Raw genomic sequence first — 22,136 nt, forward strand, 5'->3', positions numbered from 1 at the left:
CATGAGACAGCGTAGCGGCCTTACGCGGCGGCAGGCCGCCTTCACGATGATCGAGATGCTCATCGTGATGGCGATCATCGCCTTGCTGCTGACCCTGGCCTTGCCCAAGTACTTCAAGGGCGTGGACAGCTCCAAGGAAGTGGTGCTGCTCGACAACCTGCACACCACGCGCGAGCTGATCGACAAGTTCTACAGCGACCAGGGGCGTTACCCCGAGTCGCTCGAAGAGCTGGTAGAGCGCAAATATCTGCGCAGCCTGCCGATTGACCCGGTGACCGGCAGTTCAAGGACCTGGGTGCTGATTCCGCCGGAGCCGCCTTACAAAGGCCAGGTGTACGACATCAAGAGCGGCGCGCGCGGCGCGACGCGCGATGGCCGGCCTTTCGGCAGCCTGTGAAGGCTGCGCCGGGCGGCGCTATTTTTTCGGCTTGTTTCTTGGCTTGTTCGCGTCGAATTTGCGCCAATAGGCAAACACGTCTTCATGCACCTCAAAGCTGAGGTCTTCGAGGCGTTGCTGCAGACGGGCTTGCGCATCGGCGACGCCCTGGTTGTAGAGGCAGGGGCCGACTTCCTCGAGGAAGAAGTTGAGCAGGGCACCTGCCGTGACGTTGCCGATGGGCTCATCCATGTTTTCCGCGAAGTAGCGTTGCAGCGATTCGATGGCTTGCTGGCGATCCTGCTTGTCCAGTTCGAGCGGCATGGCTGTCTTTCGCGGATGCGGGCTCAGAGATGCGCCAGGGCGGCCAGACCCAGGCCGACACCCAGTGTGGACACGCCGTAGACGCCGTATTGCAGCCAGCGCTTGCGCGTCAGCAAGGCGATCGCGGCCAGCGCGATGGCGACCTGCAGCACCGTGGTGGCTTGCGCCCAGCGGTGATGCAGATGCATCGTGGCTTCTGATTTGTCGTCCCAGGCCTTGCTGTCAGCTTCCAGTGCCTCGGCCTTTTTCTGGATATCGACTTTTTCGTTCTTGTAGCGCTCGACGTCCTGAGCGAACTTCTCGCCGCGCTCGCCAGCAATCAGCTGCGCACCCAGCTCGGCGATGTTCTGCTTGCTGCTCTTGGCCTGGTAGTAGTTCCACTGGTTGGAGGCTTCTGTCTTGCTGATCGCGGCATTGTTCTTGAACAGCATGGCCGCGGCCTGGGTGGCACCGGCTTCATAAGCGAACATCGCACCGACGGTGGCCAGGATGGCTGTGGTCACGGCGATGCGTCCGGCAAAACTGTCGGGCGCTGCGTGGGCGGCGACATGTTCGACTTCGTGGTCGTGCGGGCCGTGCACATGGAAGTGAGCTCCGGACATCAATCTGCTCCTGCGTGGATGAGACGCGGATTCTAATCTCGATCAGGCATTGATGGTCGTCTTGGGCGGCTCGCTTGAGCGGTCCGTCGGCTGGCTTTCCAGCTCGACCTGATTGCGCCCGTTGGCCTTGGCGCGGTAGAGCGCTTCATCGGCGCGAGCAAAGAAGCTGATCGCTGTTTCGCGCTGGCGATACTGCACCACGCCCGCGCTGATGGTCACCAGCTTCACCGGCGCAGTGAAGTCATGCAGTTCGATGGTGGCACGCAGCTTTTCGGCGGTGAGCAGGGCTTGGGCCTGGCTGCACTCGCTGAGCAGGATCAGGAATTCCTCGCCACCCCAGCGGCAGATCGCATCGCTCTCGCGCAGCACGCTGCGCGTCACGCTGGCGATCTGGCGCAGGACTTCGTCACCGACGAGGTGGCCGTGGGTGTCGTTGATGGTCTTGAAGTGATCCAGATCGAACAGGATCGCCGCCAGCGGGCGCTGGTAGCGCTGTGCGGTGTTGATCGACTGCTGGATCAGCAGCTCGAAGGCCTGACGGTTGAGCAGGCCGGTGAGCACGTCGTAGTTGGCCAGGCGTTCAAGGCGGCGCTGGAAACGGTTGATGGCGTACAGGGTGATGGCCAGCACCACCACGGTGATGCAGGTGCTGATCAGGATGTTGAGCAGCAGGGCATTACGGATTGCGCTGATCTCGCCGCTCTCGTCTTCCTCGACCAGCAGATACCAGCCCAGCTCGGGGATGAAGCGCGCGTTGAGCCAGATCGTGCTGCCACGGAAGGGGTAATGCATGGCCTCCGGTTCGTTGCCGGCCGCCATGACCTTGTCGGCCACCTCGCGGATGCCCGGCAGCTCGCGGATCGAGCCGCGCAGCAGATACAGTGACTTGCTGGCCAGTACGATCTGGCCGCTGCGGTCGACAAAGTAAATGCGCCGGTTAAAGCGCTGCTGGTAGTTGTCGACGATGTGGCTGACGGCGTCCAGGGTCAGGCCGATACCGGTGGCACCAATGAAATTGCCCTTGAAATCAAGCACCTTGTGGTTGATGAAGATGGTGATCGCATCGCGATTGGCCAGATCCGGGTCGACATTGGTTTCGTAATCGCCCGCGATGCCACGGAGGCGGAAGTACCACTTGTCGCGTGCTTCGCCTTCGGCCACGTCCTTCAGCACGCCGCCCGCGTAGTAGTAATGGCGGCTGTTCTCGCTGACCAGAAAGGCGCTGACCGCGCCGTAGCGGCTCTTCACTTCCTGCAGGAATTGTTTGATCTGCTCGGGGCGTCGCTCGCCTTCGAGCACCCAGTTGCGCAGGAAGGTGTCGTTCGCCATCTGTGCGGCGATCAGCACCGGCCGCAGCAGGTCATGCTGGATTTCGGAATAGATGTTGTCGCTGGTGAGCGGCAGGCCCTTGCTGCTGATGCGCAGACGGATCGATTCGCGGGAGGTGTAGTAACTGCTCAGGCTGGTCGCCAGAAAGCCTGCGATGAGCACGATTCCGATGCACGCAAGCAGTCGCGCTTTGCCCAGGTTGTTTGTTTGCATCAGATTGCGTACTCGTCATGCCACCAGCGCGGACTTGCCTGGTTTGCTCTCCACCTGCGCTCGGTTTGTGCATAGCCAGCAGAGTCATCAGCATTGGCATCGGCATTTTTCCGACAATCTTGAGTAAAAAACTAGGGATAACGCTTATTTGTCAGGCAGCTTGTGCTTGAGCACTGCCCGGTGGGGGGCCGGGCAGTGCTCGTGCTTCAGCTGGGTTTGCGGAACACGATGTGGCCGCCTTCGCTATCAACCACCACGGTCTGCTTGGCGCTGAAGTGGCCTTCGAGAATTTGCCGCGCCAGCGGATTCTCGATGTACTCCTGAATCGCACGTTTGAGCGGACGCGCGCCGAACACCGGATCGAAGCCCGCTTTGGCGATCTCGGCCAGCGCGCTGTCGGAGACCATCAGGCCGATTTCCATGCGTGCCAGGCGGCGTTCCAGATACTGCAGCTGGATGCGTGCAATCGACTGGATGTTGGCGCTGTCCAGTGCGTGGAACACCACCACCTCGTCGATGCGGTTGATGAACTCGGGCCGGAAGTAGGTCTTCACTTCCGTCATGACGGCGGCCTTGACCGCCGCGTAAGACTCGCCTTCCATCTGCTGGATCATCTGGCTGCCGAGGTTGGAGGTCATCACGATCACCGTGTTCTTGAAGTCCACCGTGCGCCCCTGGCCATCGGTCATGCGTCCGTCATCGAGTACCTGCAGCAGCACATTGAAGACGTCCGGGTGTGCCTTTTCCACCTCGTCGAAGAGGATCACCGAGTAGGGCTTGCGACGCACCAGCTCGGTGAGGTAGCCGCCTTCTTCGTAGCCGACGTATCCGGGCGGCGCGCCGATCAGGCGGGCGACCGAATGCTTCTCCATGAATTCGCTCATGTCGATGCGGATCAGGTGCTCCTCGCTGTCGAACAGAAAGCTCGCCAGAGTCTTGCACAGCTCGGTCTTGCCCACCCCGGTCGGACCGAGGAACAGGAAGGAGCCGTAGGGGCGGGATTCTTCCGACAGCCCGGCACGTGAGCGGCGGATCGCATCCGAGACCAGGCGCACAGCCTCGTCCTGGCCGATCACGCGCTCATGCAGCTTGCTCTCCATCTGCAGCAGTTTTTCGCGCTCGCCCTGCATCATCTTCGACACCGGGATGCCGGTGGCGCGTGAGACGACCTCGGCGATTTCCTCGGCGCCAACCTGGGTGCGCAGCAAGGTATTGGCCTTGGCAGGCTGCTCGGCGCCCTCGGCGCTCTTGAGCTGGGCTTCGAGCTTGGGCAGTTCGCCGTATTGCAGCTCGCTCATCTTTTGCCAGTCGCCGCGGCGGCGTGCTTCTTCCATTTGCTGGCGAATCGCCTCGATGGCTTCCTTGATGTGCTGGCTGCCTTGCACGGCGGCCTTCTCGGCTTTCCAGATCTCGTCCAGGTCGGAGTATTCCTTTTCCAGGCGCGCGATTTCTTCCTCGATCAGTCCGAAGCGCTTCTTCGAGCCTTCATCCTTTTCCTTCTTCACCGCTTCGCGCTCGATCTTCAGCTGGATCAGGCGGCGATCCATCTTGTCCATGCTCTCGGGTTTGGAATCGATCTCCATGCGGATGCGCGCGGCAGCTTCGTCGATCAGGTCGATGGCCTTGTCGGGCAGGAAGCGGTCGGTGATGTAGCGATGCGAGAGCTCGGCTGCGGCAACGATGGCCGGGTCGGTGATGTCGACGCCATGGTGCAGCTCGTAACGCTCCTGCAAACCACGCAGGATGGCGATGGTCGATTCGACCGAGGGCTCGTCGACCAGCACTTTCTGGAAGCGGCGCTCCAGCGCGGCGTCCTTCTCGATGTACTTGCGGTATTCGTCGAGCGTGGTGGCGCCGATGCAGTGCAGCTCGCCGCGTGCCAGCGCGGGCTTGAGCATATTGCCGGCATCCATCGCGCCTTCGGCCTTGCCTGCGCCGACCATGGTGTGCAGCTCGTCGATGAAGATGATCAGCTGGCCTTCTTCCTTGGCGATATCGTTGAGGACGGCCTTGAGGCGTTCCTCGAACTCGCCACGGTATTTCGCGCCCGCCAGTAGGGCGGCCATGTCCAGCGACAACACGCGCTTGCCGCGCAGGGATTCGGGCACTTCGTCATTGATGATGCGCTGCGCCAGGCCTTCGACAATCGCCGTCTTGCCCACGCCCGGCTCGCCGATCAGCACCGGATTGTTCTTGGTTCGCCGCTGCAGGATCTGGATCGCGCGGCGGATCTCGTCATCGCGCCCGATCACCGGATCGAGCTTGCCCTGGCGCGCCCGTTCGGTGAGGTCGATACAGTATTTCTTCAGCGATTCACGCTGCGACTCGGCATCGGCACTGCCCACCGAGGCGCCGCCGCGCACCGCTTCAATCGCCGCTTCCAGGCTCTTGCGATCAGCGCCATGCTCCTTGAACAGGCGGCCCGTCTCGCCCTTGTCCTCGCACAGGGCGAGCAGGAACATCTCGCTGGCGATGAACTGGTCGCCGCGCTTCTGCGCTTCGCGATCCGTGACATTCAAGAGATTGGAGAGGTCGCGGCCGACCTGCACCTCGCCACCATGGCCGTGCACCTGGGGCAGGCGCTCGATGGCCTTGTCCAGCGCGCTGAGCAGCGGCGGTGCATTGACGCCGGCACGCGCCAGCAGTGCCGTGGTGCTGCCGTCTTCCTGGCCGAGCAGGGCGCGCAGCAGATGCTGGGGTTCGATGTACTGAGAATCGCGGCCCACGGCGATGCTCTGAGCATCAGCCAGGGCCTGCTGGAATTTGGTGGTGAGTTTGTCAAAGCGCATGGCAGATTCCTTCAAGGCGGGCGTTCAAAACCCTCTGTTCCCGATCTGGGGGCGAAGCAGGGGCTTTCAAGGCGGCATGTCCCTGATAGGCAGAAGTGCTTATCGACCCGGTTGGCGGGGAGTGCTATGTTGCTCGCGCCGTACCCTTGACCAATATGAAAAAATCATTGGAGTGCCGAGCATGAGCAACAACGCTGAACAGACTGTCGCTGCATTGCAGAAAAAGAACCTGGAGTCAGCCATGAAGCTGGCTCAGCTCTCGATCGAGAACTCGCAGCGCATCCTGCAATTGCAGATGCAGACTGCCAAGGATCTGTTTGAGGATGGCGTCGCCAACGTGCAGTCCCTCACCCAGATCAAGACACCCAACGAGGCCATGGAACTGCGCGCCCGTTACGCCCAGCAGGCGGCCGAAAAGATGTTCTCGACCAGCCGCACCATCGCCGAAATCACCGCCGAGCTGCAGCACGAGATGAGCAAGCTGGTCAGCGAGCAGCTCACCTCGGGCAGTCAGGAAATGATTGAAGCCATGCAAGGCTTCCTCAAGGGCATGCCGCTCAACAGCCACGCAGCTGCCGAAGCGATGCAATCGACATTCGAGGCCGCGCGCAAGACCTTGGAGCAGGTCGCCAAGGCATCCAGCGATGCCTTCTCGGCGGTCGCCCAGACGGAAAAGAAGTCGCGTAAATAAGCCGTTCTCCGCGCCTCGTTTGGCCCGGAGGGGGCGCTTCCCCGTTCGGGAGAACACGGCAAAGCGGCCTGCTTGTTGCCGCGCCATCTCGTTCCTTCCCCCTCCGGGGGCCGGAGGCCGGGAGAGGGGCGGCGCTCAGCGCTGTGCCTGATCGGCGAGTGTGCCAGCCGCCTGAAGATTCGCTCAAACGCCTTCAGCGCCCGGTCGGCCTCAGTCACTCTGCCGCGTCATGCGCAGCACCTGACGTGCCGCAATCAGCCCGGAGCGCACGGCCGCTTCAATCGTTGCCGGATAGCGTGACTGCAGATAGTCGCCCGCCAGCAGCAGGTTCTTCAGCGGCGTCGTCGCAATCGGCCGCCACACCGCAGGGCCGCAGGCAAAGGTGGCGCGTTTCTCGGTGATCACCGTCGACCACTGCGGCGCAGCCAGGCGCGGCACGATGCGCTCGACGGCTTCGTGCGCGCGCAGCGCGAGTTCCTCACGTGACAGATTCGAGTGCTCGCCACGCGCGGAAATCACCGCCGCAATCAAGCCCTTGTCGGCGCCCAGCTGGCCACGGTCGAACAACCACTGGATGCTCGAATCGGCGAAAGCCATCATCGGCTCGGGCAGGCTTACCGTCTCCGCGTATTGCAGGTAGATGGTGGTGATCGGCTGATGCGTCATGGCGTCGATCTGGCTGCGCAGGAGGGCCAGATCGGGCAGCGGCGCAAGCAGATCGCTGACGTGATAAGGCGCCACCGCGACGATGACCTGGCTGAAGCGCTCGCCCTCGAAGGGATTACCGATCAGGCGGAATTCCTCGCCGTCCTGCTCGATGCCCTTGATCGGCGTGGCGATATTTACCACGCCGCCATTGAGCGCCAGGAACTGCGCGGCAGGCACCGGCAAGAGCTCGGAGAGGTCGACGCGCGGGATCAGCATTTCGCTGGCTGACGCGCTGCCGGTCAGCGCATCGCGCAGCACATTGATGAACACCTGGGCCGAGGCTTCGTGCGGTGGCGTGTTCAAGGCGGCAATGCACAGCGGCTCCCACATCAGCTCGCGCATGGCATCGGTCTGGCCGCTGTCGCTGAGCAGCTGAGAGACACTGTGATCGGTATTCAGGGTGTATTTGATGCGCTTGATGTAGCGCATCAGGCGCAAGGCCGAGAGGCGATCCGCCCAGCTGAGTTCTTTGGCGCCCAGCAAGGCCGTCGCCAGGTGCAGCGGCGCCGGCCAGTTTCCGGCACGCAGGCTGAGGCGGCCGACGACATGCAGATTGAATGGCATGCTCAGCAGATTGCGCGTGGGGACGCGCAGCTGGCGCAGCATGCGCAGGGTTTCGGTGTAGGCGCCGATCAGGATGTGCTGGCCATTGTCGATGCGGCGGCCGTCTTTCTCGACCACGCGTGCGCGCCCGCCGAGTGTGCGCGAGGCTTCGAACACCGTCACTGGCACGCCGGCGCGTGCCAGCTCGACGGCTGCACTGAGCCCCGCGTAACCGCCGCCGATGACTGCCACGCGCGCCATGTTCAGCTCTTCAGCCAGGTGCGCGCGGCGATCCACAGCTTGCGGATCGGCGTCAGCGAGGTGCGCTGGGTGAGTACCTTGCAGCCATCGCGCTTGATCTCGTCGAGCGTGGTGCGATAGATCGCTGCCATGATCAGCCCGGCGCGTTGCGATTTTCGGTCTGCCGCCGGCAGATGCGCCATCGCCTGGGCGTAGTACTGCTCGGCGCGCCCGATCTGGAATTCCATCAGCGCCGTGAAGCGCTCGCTGTATTGCCCGTCGGTGATCTCGCGGGCGGTCACATTGAAGCGCTGCAATTCATCGATGGGCAGGTAGATGCGGCCGCGGCGCGCGTCCTCACCGACATCGCGGATGATGTTGGTGAGCTGGAAGGCGATGCCCAGATCGTGCGCGTACTTGAGCGTCTGTCTGTCGCTGTAGCCAAAGATCTCGGCGGCGAGCAGGCCGACCACGCTGGCGACGCGATAGCAGTAGAGCTGCAGCGCCTTGAAATCGAGGTAGCGCGTCTGCTGCAGATCCATCTGCATGCCTTCGATGATCTCCAGCAGCTGCTCGGCCGGCAGATTGATGGTCTTCACCACCTGGGCCAGGGCCAGCGTCACCGGATGGGTGGGCGAGCCGCCATGGATCTGCAGGGTTTCCTTGCGCCACCACTCAAGCTTGGCCTGCGCGATCGACAGGTCGGCAATCTCGTCGACCACATCGTCAACCTCGCGGCAGAAGGCATACAGCGCCATGATCGCGCGGCGCTTTTCGAGCGGCAGGAAGAGGAAGCTGTAATAGAAGCTCGAACCGCTGGCGGCGGCCTTCTGCTGGCAGTATTCAAAGGGATCCATCAGTCTTTTTTTCTCATCAGGCTGGCGCGCCACAGCATGCGCAGCCAGTCGGTTTTACCCAGGCTCGGGCGACGGCGGAAGACATCGTAGTCGACCGCCTCGATTTGCTCCAGCGTTCGCAGGCCACCTTGTACCACGAGCCGCAGCTCCCAGCCCATGCGGCCGGGCAGGGCGTGGGCCAGCGGCGCGCCGCTGTGCATCATGTCGCGTGCACGTTGCAACTGAAAGCGCATCAGCTCGCGCCAGGCGGCATCGACGCGGCCCTCGGCAAGCTGTGCTTCGCTCACGCCAAAGCGCGCCAGCTCATCCTGCGGCAGATAGACGCGATCCTTGCGCCAGTCGATGGCCACGTCCTGCCAGAAATTGATGAACTGCAAGGCCGAGCAGATCGCATCCGACCTCGCCAGATTCGCCGGCGTCGCGCGCTGGTACAAGTGCAGCAAGAGCCGCCCGACCGGATCTGCCGAGCGCCGGCTGTAGTCGCGCAGCTCGGCAAAATCGGCATAGCGCTTCTTCACCACGTCCTGCGCAAAGGCATCGAGCAAGTCGCGCAGCAAGATCGTCGGCAGTTTGAATGCGCGCACGTTGCGCGCAAGGCGCGCGAACATCGCCTGCGTCGGCATACCGCCCGAATCAATCGTGTTGAGCTCGCGGCGGTAGTCGTTGAGCTGCGCCAGCCGCACCAGCGGCGCAGCATCCCCCTCGTCGGCAATATCGTCAGCGCTGCGCGCAAAGGCATAGATCGCCTCGACCGGCTCACGCAGATGGCGCGGCAAGAGGATGGAAGCGACAGGAAAGTTCTCGTAATGCTCGACAGGCATGGCCACAAATTTCGAAGACAGCCGCCGAGTATAGCCAAGCTGGTATACTCCGCGCCGTCCAAGCGCCGGATTCAGGCGCAAATCACCTGCCCAGGTGGCGAAATTGGTAGACGCACCAGATTTAGGTTCTGGCGTAGCGATACGTGGGGGTTCGAGTCCCTTCCTGGGCACCATCAAAAAAACAATGACTTGTGGTTTTCGCTGATCACCGGCTTTAGCGCGAAGTCAGGCTTGTTTCCAGATAAGTTTTCCCGGATTTTCCCTGTTGGGCCTCGTGGCTGAGCGGCCGAGTGCGCGCTGGATCTCGGCACCGGCGCCGGATGCAAACTACACCTTGTCGGGCAGCGCGACGGCGGTGCGGCTGCGATCTTGGAGTAAAGCCACCAGGAGGCAGGCGATCCCCGCGGCTGCGACGATCCAGCCCATTGTCCAAGGGGTTCCGTCGGCAAACCAGCCGAGCATGGCGGCACTGAACACACCGCTGCCGTAATGCATGGCGCCGACCAAGGATGAAGCCGCACCGGCTTGCTCAGGAAAGGCGGCAAGGGCGCTGGCCACCGAATTCGCTACGATCAAGCCACTGACCGACATGAAGAAGAAAATCGGAATGGCGAGTCCGGCTATGCGACCCCAACCGAACCAGGCGTTGACGGCTAGCACAATGCCCGAGGCAGCAGCGATCCAGGTACCAAACTTGAAGATTTGATTGGCACTGAAACTGCGCAGCAGGCGTGTGTTGAAGAAATTCACACCCATCAGCCCGATGATATTGGCACCGAAGATCAGCCCGTAATAGCGCGGTGACAGCTGGTAGTAGTCGACGTAGGCGAAGGGGGTGCCTGCGATGAAGGCATAGCAGCCGCCGTAGTAAAAGCCGCCCGAGATCGCATAGACCAGCAGCTTCGGGCTCATGGCCAACTGCATGTAACTGTGCAGGGCTGCGCGCACCGAGCCCTTGCTGCGTCGGGCCGGTGGCAAGGTTTCGGGCAGCAGACGGAGCGCCAGCAGTGTCAGCCCGCCCACCGCAGCCAGCACCCAGAAAATTACCCGCCAAGACCAGAAGTGGAGGATCTGCCCGCCCAGCAGGGGGCCCGCCAGCGGCGCTACGGCCATCATCAGGATCAGAATCGACAGCATGTGTGCCGAGCGTTCTCGTGCGTAGAGATCACGCACCATGGCGCGTGCCAACACCGGCCCGGCACAGGCGCCGAGAGCCTGCACGACTCGCCAGGCGAGCATCTGCGAGGCGCTTTCCGACAGTGCGCAGCCTGCCGAGCCGAGCATGAACAGGACCAGGCCGACCGCGATTGGCAAGCGGCGACCGTAAACATCGCTGATCGGTCCCCAGAACAGTTGGCCCAGGCTAAAGCCGATCAAGAAGCTAGAGATTGTCAGTTGAATACGGGCCGGATCGGCATGCAACTCGGTCACCAAGCTTGGCAGGGCGGGCAGATACATGTCGACTGATATGGAGGCAAAGGACATCAGTGCGCTGAGGATGATCAGTATGCGGACCTCCTGTTCATGCTTTTGTTCGCCTGCGGGCGAATTCAGTTTGCCCTTTGCTGAGCTGCTCATTTGGGAGTTCTCTGTTGTTGGAGCGCTTGAACCGAATCTTTGATGTACGGTGTGTTGAAATTAATGAAGGTGCGTGTTGCAACTTGGTATGCCGATGCAATGAACAGTTTGATCCGCCCAATAATCAGGAACGGCCCAGGCATTTGCATTTGTCGCATCCAGTCAGGGTGGCAAGCAGCGTCAGCGCCAGTTGTCGCAAGCGCTGTTCGCGGCGCTTGAACAGCGGCAGCGCGTAGTACGCAAGGATCGCGTAAAGCCCCACGATGGCCAGGTACTGCAGGAAGAAGCCAGCGATCGACGCTTCAAAATCCCAGTAATCGAAGGAGTAATAGGCGATCAGCTTGCCCAGTACGCCACGCTCGAAGGAAGCATGCACGCCACTGACCACGATGGCGGCGGCGGCTAAGCGCAACGCTTGCGCGGTGAGACGCGATGGCTCGGCGAGGCCGACCAGGCTGCGTGCCTCGCTCATCACCATCTTCCAGTGCAGTCCAAGGTGAATCGCCATCAGGATCAGGAACCAGTAGGCCGCTGCGGTATGAATCTCGCGCGGGATGAGCTCAAGCTCGACGCCGGTCAGTGAAAACAGCAGCGCAGAATTCACGATGCCGCTGAGCATCATCACCAGCGAGGCGACCAGCAGCAGCGCGTTCACGCTGAGGCTCAGCACGCGAAAAGCGTTGTAACGGCCCTTCAGCACGCTGCGGATCCACTGCCAGTTGAGCCCGCCATGCAATAGAAAGAGCATCAGCATGGCGAGACCGATCAGCTCATGCACAGTGCTGCCGGTGAGGCCGTAGGCGAATTCGATCAGGATCAGGGCGAGCATGAAAGCATCCAGTGCCAGGCGCTTGAGCAATCGGCGAATCATGATGGCGGCTCCAGCTTCAGGGCGCTAGCTCGATGCGCATCGTGAGCACATAGTCCAAATCCTTGAACACCGACAGGTCTGACTGGATCTTGCCAATCACGATCAGGTCGTCGATGTCCTGGTCCTTTGTGCTGTCGTAGAAGATCGCGAAGGAAGCTCCTGGTACCCAGTAGGTAATGTCGCCGTCGGCAAAGCCCTTCTGACGCGGCACAGCGTCGAAGAGACGGCTACCCACCTTGCCGTAGAACTCGCGATCGCCCCAACGCGTCATCGTCAAGCTGCGCGGCAGGCTTTTGATGAAGTCCTGCGCTGTGCGGCTGTCGTTGAGTGTGGCGCGGATCGTGTGGCCAGCGGCCTGGATCAGAATGGGGGTGCCAGCGGACTCATTCTGGGCCGCCCAGGCGTGACGGGGCGCTGCCGTTGTGCTGAGCGCCAGCACACCGGCGAATGCGGTCCAATGGCTCAGGAAGTGCATGAGCTTGAGCATGTCAGGCCACCATACCGATCTTCTGTAGCCAAGCAGCCACTTCTGCCCGCGCTGCGCTGCTTTGCAGCTTGTCGATGCCGCCGCCACGCAGAGCGATGCCTTCGAGCAGCGTGGACTTCGGACACAGTGTCCGGATGTCGCTCAGGCTGCTGCCGAAATGGCTGCCTTCATGGGTGCTGAAGGGGATGATCTTCTTGCCGGCCAGATCGTAGCGCTCCAGAAAACTGAAGAACGCCATCGGCAAGGTGCCCCACCAGTTCGGGTAGCCGATGAACACTGTGTCATACCCTGCCATGTTCTGGACTTCAGTGGTCAATTGCGGGCGGAAGCGCTCCTGCTGCTCCCGCTTGGCCTGATTGGTGGTGGCGCGGTACTCCTTTGGATAAGTATGTGCCGTGCGTAATTCAAACAGATCGCCACCCAGCTTTTGCTGAATCTGGGTCGCCATTTCACGTGTGGTGCCAGTGCGCGAGTAATAGGCAATCAGGATCTTGCCCGCGGTTTTGCCCGTGGTCTGCGCCGAAGCCGTAGCCGACAAGATCGGTGTAGCCAGGCCAGCCACCAGTCCGCCGGCCGCAGTTTTCAAAAGCTGGCGCCGTGCTGCTAAGGCGGAAGCTTTAAGGAAGGGTTTTTCAGACATGTCTTGCTCCTGTTCGATCCAGTGTGCGACGGCGGTGGTTCGCCTCAGGCATTCATGGCGGTGTTCGGCTCAGCGGCCGACGCGTTGCTGCAGATGCGGCGGATAGCGGTCGCCTTCGACCTTGATGCTGGCGAGCGTGTGCGCGATGTCGGCGAGGTCCTGTTCGCTCAGCGTGACGGCCGCCGCAGCAATGTTCTCTTCGAGTCGATGGCGCTTGGTGGTGCCGGGAATCGGCGCAATCCAGGGCTTTTGTGCGAGCAACCATGCAATTGCAATCTGCGCAGGGCTCACACCTTTGCCGCTGGCCAGGTCGGACAGCACCTCAACCAGTCCGCGATTGGCACGGCGAGCCTCTTCGCCGAAACGCGGCACGACGTTGCGAAAGTCGTTGGCATCGAACTTCGTGTTCTCGTCGATCGCACCGGTCAGGAAGCCCTTGCCCAGCGGGCTGAAGGGAACGAAACCGATGCCCAGTTCTTCAAGCAGCGGGAGGATGCTTTGCTCGGGCTCACGCCACCACAACGAGTATTCGCTCTGCAAGGCCGCCAGTGGCAACACGGCGTGAGCGCGGCGGATGGATTCGGCCCCAGCTTCCGACATGCCGAAATAGCGCACCTTGCCTTCGGCAACGAGGTCCTTGACGGTGCCTGCTACGTCCTCAATCGGCACCGCTGGGTCGACGCGGTGCTGGTAAAACAGGTCGATGACATCGGTCTTGAGCCTGCGCAGTGAAGCCTCCGCCACCGCGCGGATGTTCTCGGGGCGGCTATCCATACCCTCTGACACCTTGCCGCCCTTGAAGCCGAACTTGGTGGCGATGACGACCTTGTCGCGGAAGGGCGCCAGCGCCTCACCGAGTAGCTCCTCGTTGGCAAACGGACCATAGGCCTCTGCGGTGTCAAAGAAGGTGACACCAAGTTCGTAGGCACGGCGGATCAATTCAATTGCGGCGGATTTTTCAGTCGCCGGCCCGTAGGCATAGCTCAAGCCCATGCAACCGAGTCCGATGGCTGAAACCTGAAGACCGCTTTTACCTAGTGCGCGTTTCTGCATACTGTGCTCCTGGCTCTAAAGTCGAAAGAAGGATCGCTTCAACTGGCGTATTGCTCGTCGCTGACTTTTTCCATCCAGTCGGCACTGTTGCCATCAAGCGACTCTTGAATTGCGATGTGAGACATCGCGCTATCTGCTGCCGCACCGTGCCAGTGCTTGACGCCGGCCGGGATGCTCACAACATCGCCAGGCCGTATCTCCTGAACCGGCCCGCCCCAGTGCTGGATAAGGCCGCTACCGGCAGTCACCAAAAGGGTCTGACCAAGCGGATGCGAATGCCAATTGGTGCGGGCGCCAGGCTCAAAGCTCACCAGCCCGCCCGACACGGTCGCCGGATCGGGGGCGATGAAGAGCATTTCGATATTGACCGTGCCGCTGAACCATTCGGCTGGCCCGGCAAACGTGTTGTGGCTACCCGCGCGGGCAACACTGACAACACCGATGGTTTCTGTATTTGCGCTCATGAAGCGTTCCTTTCTGCAGATCACATGAGATCAAACGTGGTGTAGATCCATTGCTGTGCGCGGCTTGCGCACGATGAAGAAAAGCACAATGAGGAGTGCCAGCAGCAGTAGCCCGCAGCCCACCATTAAGGCAGCACCGACTTGATAGGCCAAGTCAGCGCGGGCATCCAGTGAGTGCGGCGCTGCGGCAGCAAACACCACCACCAGCACCCCCAGACCGAGCGAGCCACCGAGCTGATGCGCCACATTGACCAGGCCCGAAGCCGCGCCGGCATCCCGGGGCGACACGCCTGCGACGCCGGATGAGGTGAGCGGGCTCAGCGTGCCGCCCTGGCCCATGCCGATCAGCGCCATGGGCAAGGCGACGCCGAGCAGGTAGGAGCTCTCCGCCGATACCTGACTCAGCCAGACCATGCCCAGCAAGCTCAGGCTGAGGCCCGTCGCCAACAGGCGCGGATTGCCGAAGCGGCGCGTGAGCCGGGGTACCATGACTGCGACGGCAAAATTCACCACCGTCATGGGCAGGAAAGCCAGCCCGGCCTGGAAGGGATTGAAGCCCATCACGCCCTGCAGATACTGGGTGGTGAAGAACCAGAAGCCCATCATCGCGCCGAGGAAGAGGACGCGCGCGGCGTAGGCGCTGGCGCGCTCACGCTGCGCAAAGAGACGCAAGGGCATGATCGCTTGCGCAGCCCGCCCTTCGTGGAACACCAGAAAGGCCAGCAGCACGATGCCGATGCCTGTGGAGAACAGGGTTTCAAGATCGCTCCAGCCTGCGCTGGCCGAATGCACGATGCCGTAGACCAATGCCGTCATGCCCAGCGTGGAGCTCAGCGCGCCGGCCAGGTCGAACTGTCCCGGCTGGCGCGGTGATTCGGGCAGGTGGCGGCGCGCGGCGAGCCACAGCACCAGGCCGATTGGCACATTGATGTAGAAGCCGACGCGCCAGGACAGCATGTCGGCCAGCACGCCGCCGAGTACGAGGCCAAGGCTGGCACCAATCCCGGCTACCGAGCCATACCAGGCCACAGCACGCGTACGCTCCGGACCCTCAGCAAAATTGGCGGTGAGCAGCGCCAAGGTAGACGGCGCAAGGATCGCCGCCCCAATGCCTTGCACGGCGCGCGCCGCCAGAAGCAAAGCGGCGTTTGGCGCAAGGCCAATGATCAGCGAGCTGAGCGTGAACAGCGTCAAGCCCAGCATGAACATGCGTTTGCGGCCGAGGATGTCGCCCGCGCGTGCGCCCAGCAGAAGCAGGCCGCCGAAACTCAGCGTGTAAGCGTTTTGCATCCAGGAGAGTGCGCTTGCTGAGAGTCCCAGACTGTCCTGTATCTTGGGGAGTGCGGTGACGACAATGGAAATATCCAGCACGATCATCAAGTAGCTGGCAAGGATGATGGCTAGCAAGGCACGATGGTTCAGCTGATTTTCATTGGGATTTTTCTGCGTCACGCCATGTTCTCCGGTGTGGTTGTGAAAGCGGCCGTGTTGATTGTTGGGGGATTCGATGTGCCTGTTTTTTATCGAACCAAGCCCACAAGTACTGCCTTAGAATGCAGCTCAGACTTCGCTCACTCCGAGGCTGCAGCGTAGGTGCAGCGTTGGATCCAGCGCGAGCTTCACGATCAGGTCTGAAAGGCTGTTGAGTGAAACGTAGTGGCCACGGAAGCTCTCGCCTTTCTGCGTGAGCGCATAGCTGATCGTCTGCTCACGCATGAACCAGCCTGGGCGCAAGATGGTGTAGTCGAGATCCGAGGCTTCGATCAGCGCTGCTGAATCGCGGTAGGGGTCGAGCACGCTGCGATACTTCTCGCCCGGCACTTCGCCGTAGATTCCCATCGAGCTGATGAAAATAAGGCGCTTCAGGCCGGTCGCATGCATTGCGTCAATGATGTTGCGCGCTTGCGTCGCCATGGGCCCGGCTAGGTTGGCGTAGACCACGTCATGCCCCTGCATCGCGGCTTCCAGAGCGGTCCGGTCGAGCACGTCGCCTTCGATGATGTTGACGCGTGCCGGGTCCGGATTGGTGATGCGTTTCGCACGGCGCAGGTAGAGCGTCAATTCAAGCTTGGGCTGCTCCAGCAGGAACGGCGTGGTGTTGCGTGCGAGTTGGCCGTTTGCGCCGAGAATCAGGATGCGGGGCATGACAATGCTTTCGTCTTCCAGGGGATCAATGCTTGCTTCAATCGGGTGTTGCCAGGGTGCCGGTCTTCATCGCTGCGATGACGCCGCCATCAATCAGCAAATCACTTCCGGTCACAAAGGCTGCATCCGGCCCGAGCAGGAAAGACGCGGCGATGGCGATTTCCTCGGGAGGGGCCATGCGCTTGGCCGGTGAGGCTTCGATCATGGCGCGATACATGCCGCCGATTTCCGAATTGAGTTCGTGCATTGCCAGCGGCGTGACCACAATGCCGGGACTGATCGAGTTGACGCGCGCGCCGCGAGCGCCCCAGCTGATCGCCGAAGCCTGCACGCGCAGATGATTGGCGCGCTTGGCGATCATGTAGGCGAGCACCGAATTGGGGATCACATCTGCTTGCAGGAAAGGCAGCGCCAGCAGTTCCTCGCTTGGCGTATGAAGCAATGCCTGATCCTGCTCTGCGGGCAGCGCCGGCAACATGTGTCCGGCCATGCTGGAGATGATCAGCCCGGCACCGCCCGGAGCGATAACCTGGCCAAACTCTTCAAACACCACGGCTGCGCCGTAGAGATCGACCTTCAACACACCTTCGACAGGCGCCATATTGGGCGACAGGCCTGCAGTGTTGACCACCTGGCTCACACTGCCGAGTGCGGCCGCTTTGGAAGCCAAGGCTTTGACTGAATCGCGCGATGTTACGTCGACCACTTGCGTCTCGACGGCATAGCCGCTGTCGCGCATGGACTTTGCTGCGTTAGCCAGCGTGACCTCGTTGAAGTCCGCCAGCAAAACGCTGCGACCAAAACCTTGCCTGCGTGCAATCGCAATACCGATGCCACCTGCACCAATGATGACGATCACTTCCTTGTTGATGCTCATGGGGTTGATCCTTGTTAGAGATTTATGGTGTTTTTTTACAGTGCGTTCTTGAGAATGCGGGTGACGACGTCACGGGTGTAGATGTCTGCAATGCCGAACCATTTGGCATTGCCCAACACGTTGTCGATGGTGGCGGGTAGCTCGGTTTCGGTGATGCCCAGTTGCGACAGGCGCGTCGGCGTGCCGATCTTGTCGAACCAGTTTTCCAGTGCTGTGATGCCTTGCTCGGCGCTTTCCAGTCCGAAGATTTCGCGGGCGAAGCGTTGGAACTGCTGTGGATTGTGCGAGTGGTACCACTTCATCCAGGCCGGCATGACCACCGAGAGACCTGCGCCGTGCGGTACGTTGAAGAGTGCCGAAAGCGAGTGCTCGATCATGTGGTTCGGGTAGCTGAAGCCCGCCGTGCCCGAATAGATGAGGCCGTTGAGTGCCTGCGTTGAAGCCCAGGCAAACTGGGCACGGGCCTCGTAATCTGCAGGATCGGCCAGCAGCGTCTCGGTGGTCTCGATCACCGTCTTGATGATCGCCTCGACCAATCGCGACTGGAAGCGCGGTTGCAGCTTGGCGGTGAAATAGCCCTCGATCGAGTGGGCGATGATGTCGGCAGCGGAATACACGAGGTAATCGCGCGATACGGTCTGCATCAAGGCTGGATTGACGATCGACACCTTGGGAAAGGTGTGCGGCGAGCCGATGGCGAACTTCTCTTTGGTCAGCTCATTGGTGACCACGGCGCCGTTGTTCATTTCGCTGCCGGTGGCCGCCAGGGTCAGTATGCTGAAGATCGGTAGCGCGGCAGTAATCGCAGCTTTGCCGATGAACAGATCCCAGACATCGCCTTCATAGCGTACGCCGGCGGCAATCGCCTTGGAGCTGTCGAGTACCGAGCCACCCCCGACGGCCAGCACGGCATCGACTTGATGAGTGCGGGCCACCAGGATGGCTTCGCGCACCGTGGAAATCACAGGATTGCTGACGATACCGCCGAACTCGACGAAGCTGATGCCCTGTGCGGCAAGGCTCTGCGCGACGGTGGCAAACAGACCATCGCGCTTGATGCGCTCGCTTCCATAGGTCAGCAGCACCTTCTTGACGCTGTGCGCGGCGAGATGCTGCCCAATTTGTTGTTCCTTGCCGGTACCGAAATCAATCGTCGTCGGATTGAAGAGAGTGAAGTTGTCCATGAGCTGCTCCTGTCGGGGCGTGATGCGATGGACGGAACTATAGGTCTCTCAAAAACATCCAACTAGACGTGTATTGATTGAATTATTTACAACTAAATAATGTAAATCGCCTTGCGACTGCAGATATGAGCCGCAGGCCATCAGGACTTTCAGACCTGCCTCAGCTCATCGACCGAAGGCTGTGCAACTGAGGTATGAGCTTCCCGCTCAGCATCAGATTTCGCTGAGCGTCAGCCCCATCTCTGCTATCGGGCTGCTGTGCTAGGGCGTGTTCACATTCACGCGACGGTTGCGCGGGTACTGAATTGGGCACAGAACAAGGCGCAGCGACGCTGTCAGGGTGGCCCCCCTGACGAGGAGCTGCAACGCTGTGCTGTGGCCAATTCAGTGCCCGCCCGGAGGGTTGAAGTGCAGGGCTCGCCATACTGCGTTGCGCTCCTTGTGCAGGGGGCCACCCTGCACTGTGTCGCGCGCCCGCTTTTGGCAAGCTCGTGGCAAGCCCTGCACTTCAACGCAATCCGCCGGGTGAATGTGAACACGCCCTAAGCAGTTCCTCAGGGCGCATGACGAAGTCACTGTCGTTGCTCAGCCGTTCGACGGCCAGATCGATGAAGCGACGAGCTCGCTCGGGCATGGCGGAACGACTGCCGTAGTAGATGTGCAGGCTGAGGTTGTCGGCCATGTGCTCCAGCAACAATGGCACCAGCCTTCCTGCACGAATCAGCGGTGCCGCGCTTGGCGCGGCAAGTTGGCCGATGACTTCGCCCGCCAGCACAGTCCGCAACTCAAAGACCTCATCGTTGGTACAGAACGAGGGATTGATGGGGTGGTCCTGCACGGCTTCGCCGATTTTTACATGCCAGGGCACGACGCGGCCATCATTGGCACGGCGGAAAGCGCTGCAGCGATGGGAGGTGAGATCGTAGAGACTGTGTGGCGTACCGTACTTGCGCAGATAGCTGGGAGCAGCGCAGATGATCAGCTGCAAGGGGAACAAAGGGCGTGCAATCAAACCTTCCTGGGGGGACTGTCCCAGGCGGAAACCTATATCCGCCCGATCCTCCACCCAGTTGCCGATCCGGTCATCAAACTGCAGGTCAGGCTGCACTTCCGGATACAGGCGCAAATATTCGTCGAGGAGGGGCCCGATGACGGATGGCAGGACAGATCGGGGGCCGACGATTCGCAGAGGGCCGGCGACATCTGTTTTCGTCTGCCTGACGGCGCGCAAAGCCTGCTGTAATCCCGCCAGGGAGGGTTGCGCCGCCTCCAGGAAGCGCTGCCCTTCCTCGGTCAGAGACATGCTACGCGTTGTGCGATGAAACAGACGCACGCCCAGGTAAGCCTCCAGCTGCCTCAAGGCTTTGCTCGCCGCCTGTGGTGATATTTCCTGCGCTTCCGCAGCCTTGCTGAGACTCCCCAACTCCACAGCCTTTACGAAGGTCATGATTGAACGCAGTTCATTGATGGCCATGTGGATTCCGTTTGAAGGTATTTGTATCCTTTAGTTGTAAATCATGCCATCCATTCCTGTCTAGTCCGTTGTTCTTCAGGCTCTTAAAGTACGTGCATTGCATCGCTAACAGGCTGTTTTGCAGAGGCTTGTGGGTCTGCCGACCGCTGTATTGCGATAATTTTTGGATCGCCGCCGTGGCCTTTTCCCTTCCCCCTTACGGAGTTTCCGCAAGGGGAGGGCTTGCCATGCATGACTGGCCCAGGCGCGGGAGTCATCGAGTCCGCACCCGCGCAGGGAAAAGAAGCGCCATCGTTTCAAGCTGAGTGGCATTGCAGCTGAAGCACGTGTTGATCGCCTCTGAGAGACGGCTCATGACTTGGCTGCAGCCATTGCCGGCCGCGTTTTGACGGGCAGGCAAAAGGCGGCTGTCAGCACAGCTAAACCGATATGGGTGAGATAGACCGCATCGAAGTCCGCTCGATTCAAGCTCGCGTTCCCCAGCAGCATCACGGTGAACGCCACCCCCATCACTGAACCGATTTGTCGAATCGCCTGATTGACTGCGCTGCCGACGGCGTAGTGTTCTGCGGGCAAATGGCTCACGGCTGCGCCCGACAGTGACGGCAAGACCATCCCCACGCCCATTCCACTGAGTATTGCTCCGGGTAGCCATTGGGTCAGGTAGGCGGGCTCCGTGCCAGGCATGATCAAAAACCACACGCCGCTCGCCGCATAGACGGCGCATCCAGCAATCAGCAGCGGGCGATGGCCATACAGGCTTGCCAGCCGCCCGGAGAGTGCAGCGATAGGTGTCACCATCAGCGGCCCCGGTGTGATCGCAAGGCCCGCCAGGGGGAGCGAATAGTGCCAGATTGACTTCATGTAGAAGAAAAACGTGAAGAACATCATGGAGAATGCAATACCAAAGCTGAGGCTGGCGAGATTGACGTAGCGGTAGGTCGTGTTACGAAACAAGTCCAGATCCACCAGCGGCGCAGCAGCGCTCCTCGCCCAGATCACAAAGCCGACGATGGCGCTTATTCCCAGGCCCGCCATACCCTGCAGTTCAAGGCGTGACCACCCGGGCGACTCCGTTTGCACAATGGATAGCGCCAAGGCGCCAATGCCGATGATCAGCAAGCCCATTCCGATCAGGTCGAGCGGATGTCCTTCGCTCGGCTGTTTGGCCTCGCTAAGCACTCTTGCGCCGCGCCACAGTGCAAATAGGCCCAAGGGGGCGTTCAGGTAGAAAGCCCATTGCCAGCCGAGCGATGCGACCACGAGTGCGCCTAGACTGGGCCCCACCGCGGCAGCCAGTCCTCCCACCGCGCTCCATAGGCTCACTGCGACTGCGCGTTTGTTTTTCGGAAACGCGGCTAGTACGAGCGAGAGCGATGCTGGGGTGAGCAATGCTGCGCCTACGGCCTGCACAGCTCTGGCGCCGACCAGCCATTCCACGCTGACAGCCAGACCACAGGCGACGGAAGACGCCACAAAGAGCGCGACGCCAGCGAGAAATACTTTTTTGCGTCCATGTCGGTCCGCCAGTCCGCCCGAAGGGATCAGCATCGCTGCATACACTACGGTGTAGGCATTGAGCACCCACGAAAGATCCGGTGCTGTGGCGAGCGGAAAGCCTGCACGCAAGGCACTGAATGCAGCGAACAACATGGTGCCGTCCATGGAGACGAGAAACACCGCGGTACTGGCGATCCAGAACACGGGCCACGGAGAGTGATTGCTGGGTGGAGCGTTTGCCAGCTTCCGTTCAACGGAGGCTGTTGAGGACATGCGGATAGTGCTGTCCATAGCTGTTATGAAGCTCTTGCAGTCATTTGCGGATTCCTCCGTACTTTGTTCTGGGGGTGTTGGGGCGGGGCGGCGAGCT

Annotated in this window: 21 protein-coding genes and 1 tRNA gene; 3 read left to right on the plus strand and 19 right to left on the minus strand. The window is 61.1% G+C overall.

Annotated elements, in window-relative coordinates; genetic code table 11:
- Position 1: 1 nt before the first annotated feature.
- Positions 2-397, plus strand: coding sequence for a type II secretion system protein (locus ABDB84_RS13245; RefSeq protein WP_345920222.1), 396 nt, complete (start codon positions 2-4; stop codon positions 395-397).
- A gap of 18 nt (positions 398-415) precedes the next feature.
- Here the strand turns inward: ABDB84_RS13245 and ABDB84_RS13250 are convergent, their stop codons facing one another.
- The 4 genes from ABDB84_RS13250 to clpB all read right to left on the minus strand — a co-directional run bounded on the left by ABDB84_RS13250 (position 416) and on the right by clpB (position 5,633).
- Positions 416-700 carry a DUF2164 domain-containing protein gene (locus tag ABDB84_RS13250; RefSeq protein ID WP_345920223.1) on the minus strand — a complete coding sequence of 95 codons (285 nt, stop codon included), beginning with the start codon at positions 698-700 and terminating at the stop codon, positions 416-418.
- Between the two features lie 23 nt (positions 701-723).
- Positions 724-1,302, minus strand: a complete 579-nt coding sequence (locus ABDB84_RS13255; RefSeq protein WP_345920224.1) for a DUF4337 domain-containing protein — start codon at positions 1,300-1,302, stop codon at positions 724-726.
- 42 nt (positions 1,303-1,344) lie between these two features.
- Positions 1,345-2,844 (minus strand): sensor domain-containing diguanylate cyclase, encoded by a 1,500-nt coding sequence (locus tag ABDB84_RS13260; protein ID WP_345920225.1) that lies wholly within the window; start codon positions 2,842-2,844, stop codon positions 1,345-1,347.
- A gap of 206 nt (positions 2,845-3,050) precedes the next feature.
- Positions 3,051-5,633, minus strand: coding sequence for an ATP-dependent chaperone ClpB (clpB, locus tag ABDB84_RS13265; protein WP_345920226.1), 2,583 nt, complete (start codon positions 5,631-5,633; stop codon positions 3,051-3,053).
- Between the two features lie 181 nt (positions 5,634-5,814).
- Between clpB and ABDB84_RS13270 the strand changes: the two genes are divergently transcribed.
- Positions 5,815-6,324, plus strand: coding sequence for a phasin family protein (locus tag ABDB84_RS13270; protein WP_345920227.1), 510 nt, complete (start codon positions 5,815-5,817; stop codon positions 6,322-6,324).
- Between the two features lie 210 nt (positions 6,325-6,534).
- On the opposite strand, the gene hpnE is transcribed toward ABDB84_RS13270, so the two are convergent.
- The 3 genes from hpnE to hpnC are packed head-to-tail and all read right to left on the minus strand — an operon-like array spanning position 6,535 to position 9,493.
- Positions 6,535-7,836, minus strand: coding sequence for a hydroxysqualene dehydroxylase HpnE (hpnE, locus tag ABDB84_RS13275; RefSeq protein WP_428715096.1), 1,302 nt, complete (start codon positions 7,834-7,836; stop codon positions 6,535-6,537).
- A 2-nt stretch (positions 7,837-7,838) separates the two neighbouring features.
- Complete coding sequence (gene hpnD, locus ABDB84_RS13280) at positions 7,839-8,672, minus strand: presqualene diphosphate synthase HpnD (RefSeq protein ID WP_345920228.1); 834 nt, start codon at positions 8,670-8,672, stop codon at positions 7,839-7,841.
- A complete protein-coding gene (hpnC, locus tag ABDB84_RS13285) occupies positions 8,672-9,493 on the minus strand; it encodes a squalene synthase HpnC (protein ID WP_345920229.1) in 822 nt (273 codons plus the stop codon). The genes hpnD and hpnC overlap by 1 nt, the downstream gene beginning before the upstream one ends.
- Before the next feature lie 88 nt (positions 9,494-9,581).
- Between hpnC and ABDB84_RS13290 the strand changes: the two genes are divergently transcribed.
- Positions 9,582-9,666: transfer RNA gene (locus ABDB84_RS13290), tRNA-Leu, on the plus strand.
- A 154-nt stretch (positions 9,667-9,820) separates the two neighbouring features.
- On the opposite strand, the gene ABDB84_RS13295 is transcribed toward ABDB84_RS13290, so the two are convergent.
- The 12 genes from ABDB84_RS13295 to ABDB84_RS13350 form a co-directional block, all read right to left on the minus strand.
- Positions 9,821-11,071, minus strand: a complete 1,251-nt coding sequence (locus ABDB84_RS13295; protein ID WP_345920230.1) for a Bcr/CflA family multidrug efflux MFS transporter — start codon at positions 11,069-11,071, stop codon at positions 9,821-9,823.
- 124 nt (positions 11,072-11,195) lie between these two features.
- Positions 11,196-11,942 (minus strand): DUF4405 domain-containing protein, encoded by a 747-nt coding sequence (locus ABDB84_RS13300; RefSeq protein ID WP_345920231.1) that lies wholly within the window; start codon positions 11,940-11,942, stop codon positions 11,196-11,198.
- 16 nt (positions 11,943-11,958) lie between these two features.
- Positions 11,959-12,429 carry a cyclophilin-like fold protein gene (locus ABDB84_RS13305; RefSeq protein ID WP_345920232.1) on the minus strand — a complete coding sequence of 157 codons (471 nt, stop codon included), beginning with the start codon at positions 12,427-12,429 and terminating at the stop codon, positions 11,959-11,961.
- A 1-nt stretch (position 12,430) separates the two neighbouring features.
- Positions 12,431-13,069 carry a flavodoxin gene (locus ABDB84_RS13310; protein ID WP_345920233.1) on the minus strand — a complete coding sequence of 213 codons (639 nt, stop codon included), beginning with the start codon at positions 13,067-13,069 and terminating at the stop codon, positions 12,431-12,433.
- Positions 13,070-13,138: 69 nt separating this feature from the next.
- A complete protein-coding gene (locus tag ABDB84_RS13315; RefSeq protein ID WP_345920234.1) occupies positions 13,139-14,122 on the minus strand; it encodes an aldo/keto reductase in 984 nt (327 codons plus the stop codon).
- Between the two features lie 38 nt (positions 14,123-14,160).
- Positions 14,161-14,586: a (R)-mandelonitrile lyase gene (locus tag ABDB84_RS13320; protein ID WP_345920235.1), complete on the minus strand. Its 426-nt coding sequence runs from the start codon at positions 14,584-14,586 to the stop codon at positions 14,161-14,163.
- 30 nt (positions 14,587-14,616) lie between these two features.
- Positions 14,617-16,038: an MFS transporter gene (locus tag ABDB84_RS13325; RefSeq protein ID WP_345920236.1), complete on the minus strand. Its 1,422-nt coding sequence runs from the start codon at positions 16,036-16,038 to the stop codon at positions 14,617-14,619.
- 108 nt (positions 16,039-16,146) lie between these two features.
- Complete coding sequence (locus ABDB84_RS13330; protein ID WP_345920237.1) at positions 16,147-16,731, minus strand: NAD(P)H-binding protein; 585 nt, start codon at positions 16,729-16,731, stop codon at positions 16,147-16,149.
- Positions 16,732-16,768: 37 nt separating this feature from the next.
- Positions 16,769-17,608 (minus strand): SDR family oxidoreductase, encoded by an 840-nt coding sequence (locus ABDB84_RS13335; protein ID WP_345920238.1) that lies wholly within the window; start codon positions 17,606-17,608, stop codon positions 16,769-16,771.
- Between the two features lie 35 nt (positions 17,609-17,643).
- Positions 17,644-18,792 (minus strand): iron-containing alcohol dehydrogenase, encoded by a 1,149-nt coding sequence (locus ABDB84_RS13340; RefSeq protein ID WP_345920239.1) that lies wholly within the window; start codon positions 18,790-18,792, stop codon positions 17,644-17,646.
- 508 nt (positions 18,793-19,300) lie between these two features.
- Positions 19,301-20,266, minus strand: a complete 966-nt coding sequence (locus ABDB84_RS13345) for a LysR family transcriptional regulator (protein ID WP_345920240.1) — start codon at positions 20,264-20,266, stop codon at positions 19,301-19,303.
- Between the two features lie 351 nt (positions 20,267-20,617).
- Complete coding sequence (locus tag ABDB84_RS13350; protein ID WP_345920241.1) at positions 20,618-22,057, minus strand: MFS transporter; 1,440 nt, start codon at positions 22,055-22,057, stop codon at positions 20,618-20,620.
- Between the last annotated feature and the right edge of the window lie 79 nt (positions 22,058-22,136).

This window comes from Uliginosibacterium sediminicola (assembly GCF_039631295.1).
Taxonomy (GTDB): Bacteria; Pseudomonadota; Gammaproteobacteria; order Burkholderiales; family Rhodocyclaceae; genus Viridibacterium; species Viridibacterium sediminicola.